This window comes from Neobacillus niacini, from assembly GCF_046591715.1.
GTDB lineage: Bacteria > Bacillota > Bacilli > Bacillales > Cytobacillaceae > Neobacillus > Neobacillus niacini_L.
The window spans coordinates 17,299-36,236 of the sequence record NZ_JAWVNQ010000010.1 but is presented as its reverse complement, the minus strand read 5'-3'; the positions used below and the strand labels follow the sequence as shown (position 1 = coordinate 36,236).

Here is an 18,938-nt window from a genome sequence, read left to right as displayed (position 1 = left end):
CGCTCCTCGGAAAAGTTCTCACTTTTCCTTCGTGCGATGTCTAACCAACGAAGCATCCCTTTGTGCAGCTAGACATCAAAATACTTTAGTCTGCTAACGAATAGAATCAATATATAATCACATTTAAGTATTATACCATTGTTCTTCAATAAAAACTATTTGATACCTAAGTCACACATTATTTTTTTACGATTAATTTATTGTACCAGTATCTTGCAATGACTCCAAGTCTGATTCGGTTATCAATACCTCTCGCGGCTTACTTCCGTTAGCACTAGTGATAAAACCGTTCGATTCAAGCATATCCATTAGTCTGGCCGCACGATTATAACCTATTTTAAATCTCCTTTGTAAACTTGATGTTGAGGCCAGCCCCTGTTCAATAATAAATTCACAAGCTTCATAAAAGAGTTCATCTTCTTCTTCTGTAATCTGTGCCTTTTTTAATAGTTCCTCTTGTTCAAACAAGTATTCAGGTTCACGCTGCTCTCTTACATGCCCGACCACAAGGTCAATTTCTTCATCTGATACAAAGGTCCCCTGCAGACGAACAGGCTTTGATGAGCCATTTTCTAAAAAGAGCATATCTCCCCGGCCAAGTAATTTCTCAGCCCCGCTTATATCAATAATCGTTCGCGAATCTACCTGTGAAGAGACAGAAAAGGCGATCCGCGTTGGGATGTTCGCTTTAATTAACCCTGTAATAACATCCACTGAAGGTCTTTGTGTAGCCACAATCAAATGAATTCCACATGCTCTTGCTTTTTGAGCAATCCTGCAAATCGCTTCCTCAACATCCGCAGGGGACATCATCATTAAATCAGCTAATTCATCAATGATGATCACAATAAACGGAAGTTTATCACTGTATTGTTTATTCTTTATGGCAAGCTCATTAAATCGATTAATATCGCGGACTCCAGTATGAGCAAATAACTCATAACGCCTTTCCATTTCATCGACAGCCCATTTCAAGGATGCAGTAGCTGCCTTTACATCCGTTATGACCGGACTGACTAGATGGGGAATTCGGTTGTATGGAGCTAGTTCTACCATCTTAGGATCAATCAATAATAGCTTTAAATCTTCTGGACTTGCTTTATACAATAAACTTACTAGGATAGTATTAATACAGACACTCTTTCCCGAACCAGTTGCTCCAGCAATTAAACCATGGGGCATTTTCTTTAGATCGGTAACGATTGGTTTCCCGGAAATATCCAGCCCTAGTATGGCTGTTAATGGGGAGACCGACTCATTAAAGACTGAACTTTGTATGATTTCGTTGATGAACACTGGCCTTGATTTCTGGTTTGGCACCTCAATGCCTATAGTATGTTTACCTGGAATCGGTGCTTCAATCCGTATATCCCTGGCAGCAAGGCTTAGTTTAATATCATCACTTAGATTGGTAATCTTGTTAACTTTGACTCCTGGCTCTGGCTGCACCTCAAACCGAGTTACCGCTGGTCCTTGCGTTACATTCACAACACTTGCACCAACATTGAAATTTTGCAGTGTTTGGTTTAAAAGTTCTTCTTGGTATAATAACCATTCCGTATCGTCTTCCACAATAACTGGCGGATTTAGCAGGTCCATCTTAGGGAATTCATAAATATTCGTCTCATTTTGCAATGGCTGTTCCTTTAACAGCACCTCTATAATAGGCTCCACCTTAGCGGGTTCCGATTCATCGGGCTGGTCCACTGGGAATGCTTCTCCAATATTTGAGGGTTCCACTTTGACAACTGCTACATTGGAGGGTTCCATTTCTAAGGGAGTTTCTTCCCTTGTCTTTTCCGGCTCTAATTTCTCAGCAGGTAATGTTCTTCTCCTTTTGCTTTCTTCCCACTTTAACTTATCTTGCTTCAGCATCATGACATTGAAAGGAAGGTGGGATCTTTTTGGTCTATGCACCTCAGCAATTTCTGGCGGCGTTTCCTCCACCTTACTCTCTATTACCGGAACTTCTTCCAGTGACTCAACTTTTTCAAATGTTTGAGCTTCTTCCAGTGTCTTAACTTCTTCAATTGTCTGAGCTTCTTCCAATGTCTCAACTTCTTCAATTATCTGAGCTTCTTCCAGTGTCTCAACTTCTTCAATTGTCTGAGCTTCTTCCAGTGTCTCAACTTCTTTAATTGTTTGAGCTTCTTCCAGTGTCTCAACTTCTTTAATTGTCTGAACTTCTTCCAGTGTCTCAACTTCTTTAATTGTCTGAGCTTCTTCCAGTGTCTCAACTTCTTTAATTGTCTGAACTACTTCAATCGTCTCTATCTCATCAGTTAGGGCTGCTGCTGTTTCAGAAGCAGATAGTTCCATTTCAGGGAATGGCTCTTTCTCTAACACAGTAGTATTGGAATCAAGATGTTCCTCATTTTCTTCAGCAAAAAAATGGCTCAATTCATGTTCAACTACATTTACAGCGACTTTCTTCGGTCTCGTAAACCCAAAGATGGGCGAAGGGATTTCTGTCAGCTGGAACGGTTTTTTATTAACAGGCGGTGTATAAGTTTTAGCTTCAGTATGCATCTTAGCTTCAGTATGCATCTTAGTTTCAGGCAACTTTTTAGTTTCAGCTGCCTTCCTTGCTTCTGATACTCTTCTGTCGCTGCTTCTTTTCTCTGTTCTGCTTTTGTCTATTCCGCTTTTTTCTGTACTTCGTTCTAACCTGTTTTTACGGGGTGCATTTTCGGATCTTGCCATTGTGACATCTTGCTTTAATTTGAAGTGAAGCTGTCCTTTAGGATACTGATAAGAAATCTTTGTATCTAAATGGTTCCCCCCTTCAATTATCCTATGAGGCAATGAACGTAAGTGCTGCTTGTTATGTATGTCATATTCAGCATATTCATCTTGATTGTCCTTTATAAACCTTTGAAAAAAGTTTTGGATCCAGCTCAAAACTATCACTCTTTCTACTATTTCTATCACTCTATTTTAACAGTTATTATTATTTTTTCGACAGAAAATCTTAGAATAAGAAAAAAAGACCACTTACCGTGATCCTTTTCCATCCATATTTCGTGTTTTACCTAAGATAAAAATCGGTTCTAGTTCCCCATCCTCATATAAAAAGGACAACGCAGTTATCGGTACGCGTCCATTAGCAAAGAAACTCATGGCCATTTGTGCTAAGACATCATACCCTGTATTGTTTTTTATATCAGCGATAATTAAGACGTCCTGATGAGGAACAGCGAGGACCATTGTCCCTGTCACTTTTCGCTTCATATCATTTAGAAAGCCTTTATTTAGTATCCTGCTTGCGTCATATCCATCGTTTGAATTAAGAAAATAAAAAGTATTGCCTGCTACTTGATCCTCTTTCAAGGCCGTCTTTAGCGACCTGACATTAAATAAAGCAATTTCTTTAATCCGGCTTGCCTGCCATCCCTCTTTTTCCATAATTCGAGAATCGATTAATCGGTAAGTAGTCCCCATGTCATAGGCATAATAAATTTTCGTTTCAGCGGTATGTTCCTCTGTTAGGAATGGAACACCTTCCTCTGCTTCAGCAGGGAAAGATGTTGAGCGAATGACTGGAAATATCTTTTTCTCATGGTCCGTTAATTGGACTGTGTCCGTCATGGCCTTTAGACCTTCTTCCACATAATAAACAACCTCATCAATTGCCTTTTCCTTCTCTATATGCCACTTAGCAACAATCCCTCCCAGCGAAATGGTTATCCCTTTTCCAAGGGCTTTATTTTCAATCCGCAGCTGATCCTTTTCTCGATCATAATGAATTAACCGATCATCGGCGTTTAATCGCGATTCTAACTCTCTTTTCATTTTAATACTATCCATTTTCATTTTTATCCCTCCAGCTTCCCACCCATTGTACATTAAAAATCCTCCATCTCAAAAGAAATGGAGGATGAATGCTATATTATTTAAGACCATTAATAAATCCTTCAATTTCCTCTTGTGTTTTCCTATCTTTACTTACAAAACGGCCAAGCTCTTCACCTTTTTCAAAAGCGATAAAACTTGGGATTCCATATACATCTAACTGTTGGCATAACTCAATAAACTGATCACGGTCAACATGGATAAAAGTAAAATCACTATATTTTGATTCAATTTCAGGGAGAATTGGTTCAATTATCCGGCAATCAGGACACCAGCCTGCAGAGAACATAAAAATCGTTTTCCCTTCAGCACGGAGCTGCTCAAATTGCTCCATCGATTCTAAATTTTTCACAAATAACTCCTCCTAGTTTCCTTCATTTTCTACTGATTTTACAATTTGTGTCATAACAGCAGCTTCATTTTTCATACTGCTTGTTTTAATCAATGTTGTAATTTTTGTTCCGCCAATCCCAATCGTCATTTCATTCATATCTTCTTCACGTTTCTTTATGATTAGATAGCCAAACTGATTACTATTTTTAAATTGTTCATTTATCTCAAGGTCTTTATTTTGTGCAACTGTTGATTCATATACTACATCACTAACTTTATTTTCTTGTGGATTATTAAAAAGAATATATTGTTTTGACCCATTTTTCAAAAGGATATTATTCGGAGATTCTTCTTCGATTTCATATCCAAAGGGCAAATAAAAATTGATATCCTCACTCTTTTTATTTGTCTCTTTCGCCTTCTCATTTAGTGCTTCTTTCACTGCTTTTATCGTTTCTTTACTTTCTGTTTCGAAATTTGACTTTCCACATGCAGCAAGGAAGATAACAGATAAGGTTATAATCAATATGGCATTAAAGAATTTCAGCTTTCTTCGCCTCCTATACGACAATGTCCTACCACTATCATACATTCCATAATATTCAAAAGACAAGTCTTTTGTCGATAATTGTTGTCGAAATAAGAGGTATTTTCTATATTTTGTATAGTTTTCTATTTTTTCAAAGCCTTTTGATAGTAGAATTGCCCCACTAAGAGCTTCATGATATGCGAAAACATTTCTCTGCGATCAATTATTCCATTCGTAAAGATACCAACAGCACCTTCGTTCTTTCTGACATTTTCCTTTTTTGCATAGTCATCCATAACAGGTCCAAGTTCTTCTCCTGCTCTTAATCTTTCTGCTATTTCACTTGGCAGAAGAAATCTTGCCCCGCCTGCAATAATTGGCTCATTATCCTCAGATGCTAGTGCACCCCAATTACATAATAATAGGCCATGCGTTGATTCCTGCACCCCGCCCTCAAGACCGATACCAATTTCACCATTTTCCATTTTCAATGCACCAAGAGCCCGATTGATTGCTCCTTGAATGGTCTCTTCGTCCGAAAAGGGTTGTTCACTAACGCCTGAAGAGATATCTAAAGAAAGAAACTGTGCTTCTTGGTCTTGAAATGCATTTTTTACTGCAGCCACTTTGGCGGGATTATTTGATCCAATGATGATTTTCATTCCACTCTCTCCATTTCCATATAAAAAGAAGGCATAGCAATGCCTCCTTAGGTAGTTATTAACTATTTGCCTTTATGGTATCTACTGTCGTTTGGTCACAAGACTTTACAAGTTTTACAATGAGTTCTTTTGCTGCAGCATAATCATCGATATGAATCATGGATGCATGTGTATGAATGTAACGTGAACAAATACCGATTACACCACTTGGAACTCCTTCGCCCGATTGATGGACCCGGCCTGCGTCGGTACCTCCTTGTGAAACAAAGTATTGATATGGGATTTTGTTTGTTTCTGCTGTATCGAGAATGAATTCTCTCATTCCTCGATGCGTTACCATGGATCTGTCTAGAATACGCAGGAGTGCTCCCTTTCCTAATTGACCAAATTCTGATTTACTTCCCGACATATCGTTAGCCGGGCTTGCATCTAATGCAAAAAAGATATCTGGATTGATCATATTGGCAGCTGTTTGGGCACCGCGAAGCCCTACTTCCTCTTGAACAGTTGCCCCAGAATATAGAATATTTGGCAAGGTTTCACTTTTTACTTCTTGAAGCAGTTCAATTGCCAGTCCACAGCCATAACGATTGTCCCATGCTTTCGCAAGAATCTTTTTTTCGTTTGCCATAGGGGTAAAAGGACAAATAGGCAGGATCGCCTGACCTGGCCTAATTCCGATTCTTTCTGCATCCTCCCGGTCGTCAGCACCGATATCAATTAACATATTTTTCATTTCCATCGGTTTATTCCGTTTCGCTTCATCTAGCAGATGGGGCGGAATGGAGCCTACGACACCTATAACAGGTCCATTATTTGTCATGACCTGAACACGCTGAGCTAATAAGACTTGGCTCCACCAGCCTCCTAGTGGTTGAAACCTAAGCATTCCATTATCCGTAATAGCAGTTACCATGAAACCAACTTCGTCCATGTGGCCAGCTACCATGATCGTTGGACCATTTTCACTGCCTTTTTTCACTCCAAAAATACTGCCTAATTTATCTTGGACAATTTCATCTGCGTATTGAGATAACTGCTCTCTCATAAAATTTCTAACTAAATGTTCATTACCTGGAGCACCCGGAAGTTCTGTTAAGGTTTTAAACAAATTTAATGTTTGTTCATTCAAAATAATCTTCCCCCTTAATGTGTAATAAATATATGTATGTTTTAATATTACTGAACTTCTTGCTCCCTTTCCAACAATAAATTTGTCAGAAGGATTTATTATGTTCTGCCTGTTAAATGAGATATACTGGAAACAAGAGCAATTTGAAATCTTGGAGGTGCCGTATGAACTGGAAGTCATTTATCCTCGGTGCTGCTGTTGGAGTAATCAGCGGCTATGCAGTTAAGGAAATTATTTCTCAAAAAACATATGTTTCACCTGAAAAAGTTTTGGAGAATGTGAAAAGGCAATTTAACCAAAATGGTCCGATAAGCGGTTCATGGATACATATGGTAACAGAGCCTTTTGAAAAGCATCAGATCAAGTATCAAGTCTATAAGGGCGGAATCTCAAAAAGTCAGAATGGGGTAAACGAACAGTTTGAATTCATTGCAGACGCATCGACCGGAACACTTCTAGATGTTAAAGCTTCCACTTGAGCCAATATTTTAATAACTAGCCGTATCCATTAGGGTACGGCTAGTTTGACCTTATTTTACACGCTTTATGCTGTCTCTGATTTGCCCATCCATTCCCCATTTTACTGCACGATAGAAAGCATCATGGTAAAAAGTAAACCATACATCCTTATCCTTTACCCAGGCGCCCCATTTCTCTTTTGCAGCAATAGAATCCATTGGATAATCATCATAGGCCATGACCCATAATGAATTCTTATGGGCATGTGTAGGCATTAAATCTGCCATATGGATAGCTGCTTCACATTCATCCTCAATAAGCAGGATTGAATGTCCATTGCTATGCCCGCCAGTATGATACATACTGATAGACCCTAAGCTCCACTTTTCCTCAAAAGTAATTACTTGTGATTGAATTGCCTCCCAGTTTTCCTTCCAATATGTACTTTTTGAGCGAATATTAGGGTTCCTCATTTCATCCCATTCAATACTTGAAGTAATGATCTTGGCTTTAGGAAATGTGGATTTATATTGTCCATCTTCTAACTTTGTTAGCCCGCCAACATGATCATTATGCATATGAGTCATTAAAACATAATCAATATCCATTGTATCTAACCCTAATTTTTTTAAAGAGCCTTCTACATCAGATTCTTTTGTCACACCAAAATTTCTAAGCTGCTTTTCCGATAGTTTTCCCTTTCCAAGTCCTGCTTCTAATAAGATATTTTTCCCATCCATTTGAATTAGTATTGGATCGGTAGGAAGTTCTATTTGGTTATTTTCATTTGGCGGATATCTTTTTGCCCATAATGGTTTGGGAACAACACCAAACATTGCGCCCCCATCTAAGTTTGTCACACCACCCGAAAGCCACGTTAGTACCACTCTGCCAATTTTTAACGACTCCATATCCTGCCCCCTTTAAGCTGTTATTTATATCTTACCATATGCAAAAAGGACAGTCTTTTGAATAGACTGTCCTTTTTGTTAGTTCTGATACTTAACTTCACAGCGGTAAATTCTGTTTCCCATTTCTGAGAACTTTTCTTCATATTCTGTCATGATATTTCCTTCAAAATCACTTTTATGAAGATCCAAGCTGAGGAAGGTTAATAATAAACCATATTCAGAAAAACTCTTTAAAGAGTATTCAAACAAACCTTGGTTATCGGTTTTAAAATGGATTTCACCCTTATCTACCAAGATATCTTCATAAAGCTTCAAGAAATCCTTATAGGTTAATCGTCTCTTTTCGTGACGGGTTTTTGGCCATGGATCTGAAAAATTCAAATAGACTCTGTCAACATCATTTTTTTCAAAATACTTATTTAAATCATTCGCATTGACATTCAGCAGTCTTAAATTTGGTAAATCTTCCTCGATTAATCGGTCTAATGCTGCCACGATAACGGAATCATAAATTTCGATTCCCATATAGTTAATGTCCGGATGTGCCTTAGCCATTTCAGTAATAAATCGGCCTTTACCAGTTCCTACCTCAATATGAAGAGGCTGATCATTTTTAAAAACTTCGTTCCACTTACCCTTATAGTTTTCTGGGTCTGCAACAATATACTGAGGATGTGCCTCTATATATTCTCTTGCCCATGGTTTATTTCTTAGTCTCATTGTGCCACTCCTATATCCTAAATTGTTTTTATTATTGGTAATAATGGGGTAACTCATTAATGTATAAACAAAAAAAGAATTCACAACCTAACTGTGAATTCTTTTTTATTTTCACTTGAAAGGGTGTACCAACATGCCATTAAGTCATCAGGACCAAGTTTCATTACTAAAAGATATATTGAATAATCATCAAACCGATTGCTGTGGTTCTGTTTCCGAATGTGAACAACTGGAACGATTAGTGAAATCTCTGATGGTTAACACACAAATTGATCAAAATGTTAAAAGCATTTTACAGGAAGTGTATGATTACAGTCAATATGGCGCCCAAACGGCAGACCTAGACGAACATATTCTTTCTAATCAAGGTAATCTTTCTCAATGGGTGTCAAATATTGACTCCTATTCTTGATTACAAAAGGTCCTCTAAAAAAGTAATCCATTTATCCATTTCCTGCAGTCTGTTTTTGTTTTTGTAAAATTGGATCGAAGATAGAGTTTGAAGTGCCACATACCATTTCATTCTAAGCTTCAAGTTTTCAGTTAATGTTTTTCCATACATGGATAACCAGCTGTCCCAATGATTTTCTGGTATATACAAATAAAGCAGCATCCCCAAGTCAATTGCAGGGTCTGCGATCATCGCACCATCCCAGTCAATTAAATACAACTGGTTGTCTTCTGTAAGCAGCCAGTTGTTATGATTGACATCACCATGACAAACTACCTTCTCCTCACATAAGACATTTGGTATATCGTTTAAGAGAAAACTTAATGTTTCTTTTACAACAGGCAGTGATAACACTTCTTCATCCAAAAGCTCCACAACAGAATGAAAAATCATTTCTGGCTGCAGGGGCTGTTTTTCAAGCCTGCTCAGCATTCCTACCATCGGTTCAGAGCGGTGAATCTTCCTAAGCATCCTCGCAACATTTTCATGATTCATGTCATGAGGCTTTAATTCACGTCCAGGCAGCCACTGCTGTGCTGTAATCACATCTCCGTTTTCCAATCGTTTTGTCCAAACAAGCTTTGGGACGATTCCTTCTGCAGATAGTACTGCCAGAAAAGGAGAGGAATTGCGTTTTAGAAAAAGCCTTTGGTCTTTATAGCTGGCATAAAAGGCCTCTCCCGTTGCACCCCCTGCAGGGACTATCTCCCATTCTTGTCCTAATATATGTTCCAAAATTGTTCACCTTCAATGTATGCCGTTCTCAAATGGGTATTAACACCCATTTAGTAGTTATATAAGAAAAATTTTATAATCTATTTTTTAAAAAAATAAAAAAAGCTATTGGACAATAACACACAATAGCCATCTTACTAAATTTTATCTCCAATTAGCTTTGGTCGTCAAGTACAACCGAGGAAACTATTTTTTTGCTAAAATGGTTAAACTAACAGATTCCACCACTATTTCTTTCCCAGAAACCACTTGTTTGGAGGAAATTTCCACCCTTTTATCATCAACGATAACACTCCAATGTCCATCAGGAATCGGGATGGTTTGTTTACTCCTTAAAGGATTAATCAATAACATCACCTCACGGAAATCTTGATTATTATTTTGAATGTGATATCCAATGAGTGGAATCGGCAGCGGCAAGACCTGCAGCCGCTCCTTAATTTCATCCCCTGTTCTTAATCGGAAGCATGGGAACTGTTTTCTTATTTTTATTAATCCTTTAATATAATTTACATTATCTGAGTAATGATGCTTTCGATTCCAATCGAGCTGATTAATATGGTCCGGAGATTTGTAACTGTTTCCATCTCCCCGCTTGGTACGAAAGAACTCCTGACCACTATGAAGAAAAGGGATACCTTGAGACAATATTACCAGACCTGTGGCCAGCCTATGATACTTAATATGGAGAACTTCATCCATATCAGGCAGGCAGGAAAGCAGTTTATCCCACATTGTATGATTATCATGACATTCTGCATAGTTCACAGATTGTGAAGGATTTGTCAGAAGCCTTTCTTTATCTATACCAATACTCCCAGCTATGACCTCTTTTGCATCCTCATAATAATGCTCATTACCAAGTACATAACCTTTATCATACAAATTGAATGTATTCCCTTTTATTGAATCCCGAAACTTATCATTAAATTGAGCAATGCCAGGCAGCTTTGATTGATTACGAAGGATAGCCTTTTTGTCAATCGGAAGAGGTGTATTCAAATTCCAGCCCTCTCCAATAATCAGGGTGCCCTCCTGAATATTGTCACATAACTTTCTAACTTCTCTCATTGTATCAATATCTAAAATCCCCATTAGGTCAAAACGAAAGCCATCAATATGATATTCCTCCATCCAAAAGCGGATGGAATCCAGAATGAACTTTCTTACCATTTTTCTCTCTGAGGCAATATCATTTCCGACTCCTGTTCCATTTGATGGAAAACCAAGTTCATTATGTCGAAAGTAATAACCGGGTACTACTTTTTCAAATGAGGAAGTTTCTCTGATATAGACATGATTATATACCACATCCATGATGACCCTTATTCCTTGACTATGAATACCATCAATCATTTGTTTAAGCTCAATAATTCTAGCATATGGGTCAGAAGGATTTGTCGAATAGGAGCCTTCTGGAACATTAAAGTGAACGGGGTTATATCCCCAGTTATAGTCTTTATCAGGCTCTAATTCATTCACTCCAGCGTAATCATTGAATGGCAGGAATTCAATATGAGTAATGCCTAATTCCTTAACATAGGAGAGAGCTGTAGGCTCACCGTTTTTCCCTTTCGTATTTAACTCTGCTGCACCTAAATATAGACCTTTGTGTTTCACGCCGCTATTGGGATGAATCGTGAAATCCCTGATATGAGTTTCATATATGATTGCATCTACTGGACTTTCAAATGGTGGCAGTAATGGTTTCTCCCTGTAGGTTTTCTCTAATTTAACAATAACCCCAAGCTCCCCATTTGCTGTAACACTAACAGCATATGGATCAACCGCTTCCCGCCATTCTTGGTTTACAAGGATTAAAAAGGTATATTGATAGAGATCTAAATCAGATAAAACAACTGCTGACCAAACACCTTTATCCTCACGTCTCATTTTGATGATCTCCGAGAAGGTGCTGTTTGGCTTACGTAATTTCAATTTAACTTGGATAGCAGTGGGTGCCCATAGTTTAAATTGGGTTTGCTGGTCCTTGATACTAACACCAAGGTCATCACCATCATAGAAAAAACGGTCATCAAATCGAGCAGTCCGGATGACTGCACCAATTTGAAGATCGGTTTTTCCGCCATGTTCATCGATAATCCAATAAGGATGGCCTAAAGAAATTTCCTCACTCAGCTGACAAATATATTTATTAAAATTTTCTATTTGTTGTTTTTTTAATATTTGCAAGGTTGTAACATTGTGCGATTCATCTAAAATTGAGAATGTGGAAGACAATCCATGGTGGTAGGTAAGTGGAAGAAGTATCGTAATGATATCCATCTCATCTAAATAGGCTAGGTAATTACGGTCATTGGAATTCATTCGAGTCCCTCTCTTTCAGATCTGTTTCCCTCAATACTTCACACCCTCGTTAAAACCTTAAGAGATTTTGTTTGCACTTGAATATTTAGGGGGGTAAACCCAATGTCCTCTCCATCAGCATGGACATATAGCGAGGATGAAGAATGAATGGTAACGACACGTCCCTTGAATGTTTTTACTTCTTTAAAATGGATATGCTTCCCCCAGAATACACTAATAAAAACCAATAATAACTTTAACTTTGATAAATGATGTACGACTGTAATATCCAGGAGACCATCGTCTAGAAGAGCATCTGGAGCAATCATCATTCCTCCCCCGTAATAGGGTTGATTGGAAACAGTTACAAACCATGTTTGTTCAAGTATATGCCTGTTGCCGTCAATTGATAAATCAATTGTGGTGCATTTATAAGAAAAGAGTTTTTTTAGTAAAAAGTACACATAAACTAACCTGCCTAAAGATAGTTTATTGAGCCAAGCTTTAGTTCTTGAGTGGTTCACTTCATAAGAAACTAACGCATCAAAACCTGCCCCCATATTATTAATAAAATAATGCTCAGTTTGATCCTTCTTTGTGATTTTCCCGATATCTTTGAGAGGCACTTCCTCATTCCATTGAGTTAAAATCACATTTAATGCTTCTAGTGGATTTGCGGGAATTTGAAATCCTCTTCCGAAATCATTTCCGGAACCTCCAGGTATAAATCCCAATGTGATATGGTTATATCCTGCAATCCCATTCATGACTTCGCTTATTGTTCCATCACCGCCAACAGCAATAATGACCTTTTGCTGATTATTCTCCTCTGCAATTTGTTCAGCTAATTTGGTTGCATGACCATGATATTCTGTGAAGAAGGCCAAATAAGGAATCTTATCATCCAGTAGTTTTGTTTCAACTTTTCCCCATACTCTCAAACAGAAGCCATTTCTAGCTTTTGGATTGATAATAAAATAGATTTGTTTCATACAACCAACCTTTACCTCATAAATTTATCTGTTATTCTAATAGGTATAATGTCTTGGGCTCGTATTTTGGTGTCTGATCAAGATGTGTTTGGTATAGAACGATCTCACTTATATTAAATAGGAGCGGTTCAGGCTGAAGCTCCCCCCACAAATCTAAGAGCTTTTTCTGAAAGGATTGATCTCCTTTCCACCTTCGCGCAAGGGTAATATGAGGTTTAAACGGTCTAGTTTCTAGTTTAAAACCTGCTTCAGTACAGGCAGTAAATACTTTTTCTCTAACGCTATCAAGCTCACTGCTGACCTTTGTGTTCAGCCAAAAAATACGGGGTGATTCTTCTTTTCCAAAAATTCCGAGCTTGTTCATTTCTAAGTGAAATCCTTTCGTCCCGCGTAACGCTGTATTAACCTTATCGACTGCATTAGACAGTTTTTCAGCCGGTGCATTTCCAAGGAAAGCCAGGGTAATATGCAAGTCCTCATGATGAACCCAGGTGCTAAAAGGGAGGACTTCTTTTAACTGACCGCATTTTTCTTTTATAATTAATTTTATTTCATCTGGTATTTTAACGGCAAAGAAAAAATGTGTTTGCTGCATTATACTTATCATTCCTTTTCCTATTTTAGACTATTTTTAACAACATGTATGTAAATTATCGCTACACGAAAAAGAAAACGTGCACTAGTCTGTGCACGCTCTCATTTTAGATTAATTTATCAACAAGAAGACCACATTGTTTTTCAATTTCCCTTTCAAATAAACCTTGCAATTTTCGAGTGATTGGTCCAGGTACTCCTCTACCCATTTTCTTTCCATTCACTTCAATAATCGGCATAACTTCAGATGTTGTACTGGAGAGGAATACTTCCTCTGCATCGTTTAATTCAGTCAATGAAAATGTCCGTTCCTCAACAGGAATATTATTTGCTAGGCACAGGTCCAAAATAACGTCTTTTGTTATTCCTTTTAAAATTAGGTTGTTTGATTCATGTGTTATCACCGTACCATTTTTTACGATAAAGATATTTGATGAACTGCCTTCTGTAACATCATTCCCGCGATGCTGAATGGCTTCGAAACAGCCCGCCTCACTGGCTTTTTGTTTTGCTAATAGATTTCCAAGTAAATTTAAGCTCTTAATATCACAGCGAAGCCAGCGAATATCCTCTGTCAAAATTGCCTTTACTCCAGATTTCAGACTTTCCAGCGGTCTTACTCCTTTAATAGTATAAGCAACAAGTGTCGGTACTACATTTCCAGTTGGAAACACATGATTTCGAGGAGCAATCCCCCTTGTTACCTGCATATAAATATTTCCTGTTTCAAGATTGTTTTTTATAAGAAGTTCCTTTAACATTTCTGATAATTGCACACTCGTAAATGGGATAGAAATTCCTATGCTCTCAGCACTTTTCACAAATCGCCTTAGATGTTCATCTAGTGTAAACATTTTTCCATTATAGATACGAATTACTTCGTACACACCATCGCCAAACTGATATCCACGATCTTCTACATCAACCTTGGCTTTTGAACGCTCAATTATTTCTCCATTTAAAAAAACAAATTCCATATTTATTCCCCCTTTTTGATTACTGCTATTTTGCTAACTCATAGATTGCCTGTGCATAGATAGCCGTGGCTTTTAATAAGTCATTGATTTCAATAAATTCATCTTTTTGATGAGCAATGTCTGGTCTTCCTGGGAATAACGGTCCAAATGCTACTCCTGATTTTAATGAGCGAGCGTATGTACCGCCGCCAGATTGACGAGAGTATGAAAGTTTCCCAGGATTGATTGTCAATTCACCTGAAACTTCATCTGAATAAGCGACACCAAGACTCTCTCCTCCGGTCTTTTCTCTTCTCTGCTTCTTCCAACCAAAAGGTATTATTAGCTTTTCAAATATTCTATCAATATTCCCTGTAAAAACGAAATAATTTCCATTAAAGAAAATATTTCTTGTCCGACTATAAATTAACAAAAAATTCAATTAATTTGTCATAAACCTAACATTTACACCCATAGACTATAGTAAGAATCAAGAAAGGGAGGAGAAAAGCCGAACAATAATTGTTAAGAAAAGATGTTTTTTATGTAAATTATTTGCTAATGGTAGAAATTTTCAGAAATTATGGGTACAATATATGTAAGTCATCAAGGTATCCACTGCAACTATCTATTAATAAAGGAGTTGTCTGCGGAAAAGAAAATTACATACTAATCACAGAGGCTGTCGGTAGAGGGATAGACACTAGGTTTTAAATAAGGATAGGGAGTGGTTTTTTGAAACCTTCGACTAACCGGATGTTAAACCGCATCAAATGCATCTACATGTTTATTCGTAATAAAGGCACAGTCACGACGCAAGAACTTGTAGAGGAATTTGGTATCACTCCTCGCACCATTCAACGAGATTTAAATGTCTTAGCCTATAATGACTTGGTAATTAGCCCAAGCCGCGGAAAATGGACAACAACACAAAAGAAGGTAAAAATGTCTTCGTAATATATGAATAAACAATAAAAGCAACTAAGCACGCGAATCTTTCGTGTGCTTAGTTGCTTTTATTTATAAAATAAGGTTGAATATCTATTATATTATGATATATTAGTATAATACTTTAGTGCTTAAAAGCGTTTGTGTAAGAGAGTGATATTCTAATCAACAAAGGCAGGTCCAACATGGAAAATAATCATCAAGAGTTAAAAAAAGGATTGCTGCCAAGACATGTTCAGTTTATTGCATTAGCTGGCATGATTGGTACAGGGATTTTTAAAGGCAGTTCCGATACATTAAGCATTGCAGGACCAAGTGTAATCTTCACCTACCTCATCGGTGGACTATTGCTCTTCATTGTAATGGCTGCATTAGGTGAAATGGCCATTGCATTCCCTAATCACAATGTACAATTGCTTCTTTATAGAGCATTTGGATTTAAACTTTCTTTTATTACCGGCTGGCTTTATTGGATTAACTGGACCATTGTTATTACCGTAGAATTGTTAGCAGCGGGTAGTTTTCTGCAGTTCTGGTTTCCTTCTATTCCTTTATGGCTTCTTAGCCTGCTCTGTGCAGTTGTCATTATAGCCATTAATTCATTCCCGGTAAAATATTATGGAGAACTTGAGTTTTGGTTTGCAGGAATAAAAATAGCGGCATTAGTTGCTTTTATCCTTTTAGGTGCTCTAATTATTTTTGGTATTTTTCCTAGTAATATTGAAGAACCCCTGGCAAACTATACCGCACATGGCGGATTTTTCCCACATGGAGTGAGCGGGATGCTTAGTGCCTTTTTAGTTGTTATGTTCTCCTATGGCGGTGCGGAGTTAGTTGGGGTTGCTGTAACTGAGACAAAGGACGCTGAGCGAGTTATGCCAAGTATCATCAAGGGTGCAGTATGGCGGGTTATTATCTTTTATATTTTTCCTATTTTAATTATTTGCGGGATTATGCCTTGGAATCAAGTTACTGGTCAAGACAGTCCATTTGTTCAAGTGTTTAACATAACCGGGCTGCCCGGTGCGGCACATGTGATGAACTTTATTCTATTAACGGCTGTCCTATCAGCGGCCAACTCTGGGATCTATGCAACTTCGAGAACACTCTTTTCAATGGCCAAAAGCGGAGTAGCTCCTAATAGATTTATGATAACCTCTAAAAATGGTATTCCGGTTATTGGGCTTTTAATTACATCTCTTTGTTTACTTGTTGGTGTTTTCTTAGCTTATATTAGTCCAAGCGATGTCATCAGCTACCTCATGACCATTCCCGGTTTCACCATTATGATGGTATGGATTGGGATTTGTGCCGCCCACCTGAAGCTAAGACCGCAGTATAAGGTTTTGCCTTCTTTTAATGTACGATGGTTTCCATTCACAACCATCATTGCGATTATTGCGTTATGCTTAATTTTTATTGGTTTTATTTTTTCTCCAAATAATCTGATTGGCTCAACTGTTTCCCTAATCATAATCGGGACGCTGGTAGTTCTGTCATTTATAACTAAAAAGAAGTGATATCCAAAACGGATATCACTTTTTTTATTCATCCTCCTTAAAAAGCTCATAGAGAAATCTGTTTCTATTTTCTAAAAAGTATTTTGTAATAGTATAGTGGTCTGTGTCTTCATAGTTTATTTTTGAAATTTGTCCATGGTCAAAACTATAAATATCTGCTTCTGGGTACCCCAATAAAATGGGTGAATGCGTGGCAATTATGAACTGGGCGTCACCTTGCTTTTCTAGGTCATGAATAATTTTTAAGAGGGTTAATTGCCTGGCAGGAGATAAAGCAGCCTCAGGCTCGTCTAACAGATAAATAGCTTCCCCATTAAACCGATTTAAAAATAATGATAAAAATGATTCACCATGCGATTGCTGCAACAACGATTTTCCACCATAATCCTTAAATCCATTTTCATCTACTTCATCAATATGGGTGGCAAAATGATAAAACGATTCCGCACGTAAAAAGAATCCATTTGTTACTTTTGGCATCCAAGAGAGTCTAATATACTCACTAAGGTCTGAATCCGTTTCATAGACATCATACGAATTATTTCTCCCGCCGCCGGCAGTATTAAAATCACATTTATCCGCTATCGCTTCTAATAAAGTTGATTTACCTGAACCATTTTCGCCTACAAAAAAAGTGACATTTCGTTCAAATCTCATTTCATCGAGACTTGCTATTGAAGGGATAGAAAATGGATAATGGCTATAGGCAGGTACATCTTCCTTTAAAAAAGTAACTCTTTTTAAGAACATCGTTCTCTCCTCTTCACTAAAATTATTTCCTTTGAATACCATTTTACACCATCTGCATAAAAAAGCAGCCTTACTTTTTCGTAAGGCTGCTGCGAACTCTCTTCTTGGCAAGTATGCGACTTATTAACGCGATAAGTAATAGGGTCATTTATTGCACAATATTTTTGCCATAAAAAATTTCATCCATCTCTAGCTTTATTCTCTCGGTAATTTCAATTAGTTCTTCTGGATGTAAGGTTTCTTTTTTATAGCCAAATAAGTAGTTGTTTAAATCAAATTCCCGAAGCTTACATTTTGTATGAAAGATATTTTCTTGATAAACATTTACGTCAATCATGTCGAATAATTCGCCAACATCCTCAGGAATATAATTTTGGATTGAGCTAATTTCATGATCGATAAATAATTTATATCCATCCTTATCCCGTGTAAAACCGCGGACACGGTAATCAATCGTCATAACGTCTGTTTCAAACGAACGAATAAGATAATGAAGCGCCTTTAGCGGTGAAATTTCGCCGCAGGTTGATACATCGATATCAGCCCTGAATGTACTAATTCCTTCATCAGGGTGGTATTCAGGATATGTATGAACCGTAATATGACTCTTATCTAACTGCATGACAACTGATTCAGGCAGAGGTCCTGGAGATTCCTCAAAATGTTCGGAAGGGGCATTTTCAACAGGGCCCTCTGAAACAAGAAGAGTAACACTTGCACCAGCTGGTTCAAAATCCTGGCTTGCTACATTTAATACATGTGCGCCAATAATATCCGAAACATTGGTTAAGATCTTTTGCAATCTTTCAGCACTATATTGCTCATCAATATACTTTAAATATGCCTCACGTTCTTCTCTTGAACGTGTATAACAGATATCGTACATGTTGAAGCTTAACGATTTGGTCAAGTTATTAAAACCATGGAGTTCAATGGTCTCTTTGTGTGAAAGTTTCATCATGCTTCCCCCTTTTTGATTTTCGGGAACGTGGGACAGTGTAGTAAATATTTTTAGATTACCCATTTTCATAAATAGTTACTTATTTTTTAAAAAGGACTTCCAAATTTGTTATTTATAATAATTCTA

General features: G+C 37.5%; 19 protein-coding genes and 1 pseudogene. 4 read left to right on the top strand and 16 right to left on the bottom strand.

Going from position 1 to position 18,938, the window contains the following annotated elements; genetic code table 11:
* Window positions 1–192 precede the first annotated feature (192 nt).
* The 6 genes from SFC47_RS19830 to SFC47_RS19805 form a co-directional block, all read right to left on the bottom strand.
* Window positions 193–2,901: a DNA translocase FtsK gene (locus SFC47_RS19830; RefSeq protein WP_411256144.1), complete on the bottom strand. Its 2,709-nt coding sequence runs from the start codon at window positions 2,899–2,901 to the stop codon at window positions 193–195.
* Window positions 2,902–2,994: 93 nt separating this feature from the next.
* Window positions 2,995–3,813, bottom strand: coding sequence for a DUF1444 domain-containing protein (locus tag SFC47_RS19825; protein ID WP_411256278.1), 819 nt, complete (start codon window positions 3,811–3,813; stop codon window positions 2,995–2,997).
* Window positions 3,814–3,889: 76 nt separating this feature from the next.
* Window positions 3,890–4,204, bottom strand: coding sequence for a thioredoxin family protein (locus tag SFC47_RS19820; protein ID WP_411256143.1), 315 nt, complete (start codon window positions 4,202–4,204; stop codon window positions 3,890–3,892).
* A 12-nt stretch (window positions 4,205–4,216) separates the two neighbouring features.
* A complete protein-coding gene (locus SFC47_RS19815; protein ID WP_411256141.1) occupies window positions 4,217–4,711 on the bottom strand; it encodes a hypothetical protein in 495 nt (164 codons plus the stop codon).
* A 146-nt stretch (window positions 4,712–4,857) separates the two neighbouring features.
* A complete protein-coding gene (locus SFC47_RS19810; protein WP_411256140.1) occupies window positions 4,858–5,376 on the bottom strand; it encodes a DUF84 family protein in 519 nt (172 codons plus the stop codon).
* A gap of 58 nt (window positions 5,377–5,434) precedes the next feature.
* Entirely contained in the window at window positions 5,435–6,508 is a 1,074-nt protein-coding gene (locus SFC47_RS19805) for a M42 family metallopeptidase (RefSeq protein ID WP_411256137.1), read from the bottom strand.
* 164 nt (window positions 6,509–6,672) lie between these two features.
* Between SFC47_RS19805 and SFC47_RS19800 the strand changes: the two genes are divergently transcribed.
* A complete protein-coding gene (locus tag SFC47_RS19800) occupies window positions 6,673–6,987 on the top strand; it encodes a PepSY domain-containing protein (protein ID WP_411256136.1) in 315 nt (104 codons plus the stop codon).
* Between the two features lie 51 nt (window positions 6,988–7,038).
* On the opposite strand, the gene SFC47_RS19795 is transcribed toward SFC47_RS19800, so the two are convergent.
* Window positions 7,039–7,878: a YtnP family quorum-quenching lactonase gene (locus SFC47_RS19795; RefSeq protein WP_411256135.1), complete on the bottom strand. Its 840-nt coding sequence runs from the start codon at window positions 7,876–7,878 to the stop codon at window positions 7,039–7,041.
* Between the two features lie 78 nt (window positions 7,879–7,956).
* The gene (gene trmB, locus SFC47_RS19790) at window positions 7,957–8,598 is read right to left on the bottom strand and encodes a tRNA (guanosine(46)-N7)-methyltransferase TrmB (protein ID WP_411256132.1); all 642 of its coding nucleotides are present in this window, start codon (window positions 8,596–8,598) and stop codon (window positions 7,957–7,959) included.
* A gap of 133 nt (window positions 8,599–8,731) precedes the next feature.
* Here trmB and SFC47_RS19785 point away from each other — a divergent pair, with 133 nt between their 5' ends.
* Window positions 8,732–9,010, top strand: coding sequence for a YtzH-like family protein (locus tag SFC47_RS19785; protein WP_411256131.1), 279 nt, complete (start codon window positions 8,732–8,734; stop codon window positions 9,008–9,010).
* On the opposite strand, the gene SFC47_RS19780 is transcribed toward SFC47_RS19785, so the two are convergent.
* From SFC47_RS19780 to SFC47_RS19755, 6 genes and pseudogenes are all read right to left on the bottom strand, one after another.
* Window positions 9,011–9,784 carry a phosphotransferase gene (locus SFC47_RS19780; RefSeq protein WP_411256128.1) on the bottom strand — a complete coding sequence of 258 codons (774 nt, stop codon included), beginning with the start codon at window positions 9,782–9,784 and terminating at the stop codon, window positions 9,011–9,013. It abuts the gene before it with no gap.
* 186 nt (window positions 9,785–9,970) lie between these two features.
* Window positions 9,971–12,112, bottom strand: a complete 2,142-nt coding sequence (gene pulA / locus SFC47_RS19775; protein WP_411256126.1) for a type I pullulanase — start codon at window positions 12,110–12,112, stop codon at window positions 9,971–9,973.
* 38 nt (window positions 12,113–12,150) lie between these two features.
* Complete coding sequence (locus SFC47_RS19770; protein WP_411256125.1) at window positions 12,151–13,083, bottom strand: diacylglycerol/lipid kinase family protein; 933 nt, start codon at window positions 13,081–13,083, stop codon at window positions 12,151–12,153.
* A 31-nt stretch (window positions 13,084–13,114) separates the two neighbouring features.
* Window positions 13,115–13,678 (bottom strand): RNA 2',3'-cyclic phosphodiesterase, encoded by a 564-nt coding sequence (gene thpR / locus SFC47_RS19765; protein WP_411256123.1) that lies wholly within the window; start codon window positions 13,676–13,678, stop codon window positions 13,115–13,117.
* Between the two features lie 106 nt (window positions 13,679–13,784).
* Window positions 13,785–14,654, bottom strand: coding sequence for a D-amino-acid transaminase (gene dat, locus SFC47_RS19760; RefSeq protein WP_411256122.1), 870 nt, complete (start codon window positions 14,652–14,654; stop codon window positions 13,785–13,787).
* A 25-nt stretch (window positions 14,655–14,679) separates the two neighbouring features.
* Window positions 14,680–14,844, bottom strand: a pseudogene (locus SFC47_RS19755) (dipeptidase PepV); the annotation flags it as partial.
* 524 nt (window positions 14,845–15,368) lie between these two features.
* Here SFC47_RS19755 and SFC47_RS19750 point away from each other — a divergent pair.
* A complete protein-coding gene (locus tag SFC47_RS19750; protein ID WP_063252171.1) occupies window positions 15,369–15,590 on the top strand; it encodes a DeoR family transcriptional regulator in 222 nt (73 codons plus the stop codon).
* A 176-nt stretch (window positions 15,591–15,766) separates the two neighbouring features.
* The gene (locus SFC47_RS19745) at window positions 15,767–17,101 is read left to right on the top strand and encodes an amino acid permease (protein ID WP_411256120.1); all 1,335 of its coding nucleotides are present in this window, start codon (window positions 15,767–15,769) and stop codon (window positions 17,099–17,101) included.
* A gap of 24 nt (window positions 17,102–17,125) precedes the next feature.
* Here SFC47_RS19745 and SFC47_RS19740 read toward each other — a convergent pair whose 3' ends face one another.
* Together SFC47_RS19740 and speD are read right to left on the bottom strand one after the other, a co-directional pair.
* Entirely contained in the window at window positions 17,126–17,851 is a 726-nt protein-coding gene (locus tag SFC47_RS19740; RefSeq protein ID WP_411256118.1) for an AAA family ATPase, read from the bottom strand.
* A 148-nt stretch (window positions 17,852–17,999) separates the two neighbouring features.
* Window positions 18,000–18,809, bottom strand: a complete 810-nt coding sequence (speD, locus tag SFC47_RS19735; protein ID WP_411256276.1) for an adenosylmethionine decarboxylase — start codon at window positions 18,807–18,809, stop codon at window positions 18,000–18,002.
* Window positions 18,810–18,938: the final 129 nt, after the last annotated feature.

Excerpts from the sequence above, each read along its gene's own strand:
- SFC47_RS19825 (WP_411256278.1), bottom strand. The coding sequence starts at position 3,813 with ATGAAAATGGATAGTATTAAAATGAAAAGAGAGTTAGAATCGCGATTA.
- SFC47_RS19810 (WP_411256140.1), bottom strand. The coding sequence starts at position 5,376 with ATGAAAATCATCATTGGATCAAATAATCCCGCCAAAGTGGCTGCAGTA.
- SFC47_RS19800 (WP_411256136.1), top strand. The coding sequence starts at position 6,673 with ATGAACTGGAAGTCATTTATCCTCGGTGCTGCTGTTGGAGTAATCAGC.
- SFC47_RS19795 (WP_411256135.1), bottom strand. The coding sequence starts at position 7,878 with ATGGAGTCGTTAAAAATTGGCAGAGTGGTACTAACGTGGCTTTCGGGT.
- trmB (WP_411256132.1), bottom strand. The coding sequence starts at position 8,598 with ATGAGACTAAGAAATAAACCATGGGCAAGAGAATATATAGAGGCACAT.
- SFC47_RS19785 (WP_411256131.1), top strand. The coding sequence starts at position 8,732 with ATGCCATTAAGTCATCAGGACCAAGTTTCATTACTAAAAGATATATTG.
- pulA (WP_411256126.1), bottom strand. The coding sequence starts at position 12,112 with ATGAATTCCAATGACCGTAATTACCTAGCCTATTTAGATGAGATGGAT.
- SFC47_RS19770 (WP_411256125.1), bottom strand. The coding sequence starts at position 13,083 with ATGAAACAAATCTATTTTATTATCAATCCAAAAGCTAGAAATGGCTTC.
- thpR (WP_411256123.1), bottom strand. The coding sequence starts at position 13,678 with ATGCAGCAAACACATTTTTTCTTTGCCGTTAAAATACCAGATGAAATA.
- dat (WP_411256122.1), bottom strand. The coding sequence starts at position 14,654 with ATGGAATTTGTTTTTTTAAATGGAGAAATAATTGAGCGTTCAAAAGCC.
- SFC47_RS19745 (WP_411256120.1), top strand. The coding sequence starts at position 15,767 with ATGGAAAATAATCATCAAGAGTTAAAAAAAGGATTGCTGCCAAGACAT.
- SFC47_RS19740 (WP_411256118.1), bottom strand. The coding sequence starts at position 17,851 with ATGTTCTTAAAAAGAGTTACTTTTTTAAAGGAAGATGTACCTGCCTAT.
- speD (WP_411256276.1), bottom strand. The coding sequence starts at position 18,809 with ATGAAACTTTCACACAAAGAGACCATTGAACTCCATGGTTTTAATAAC.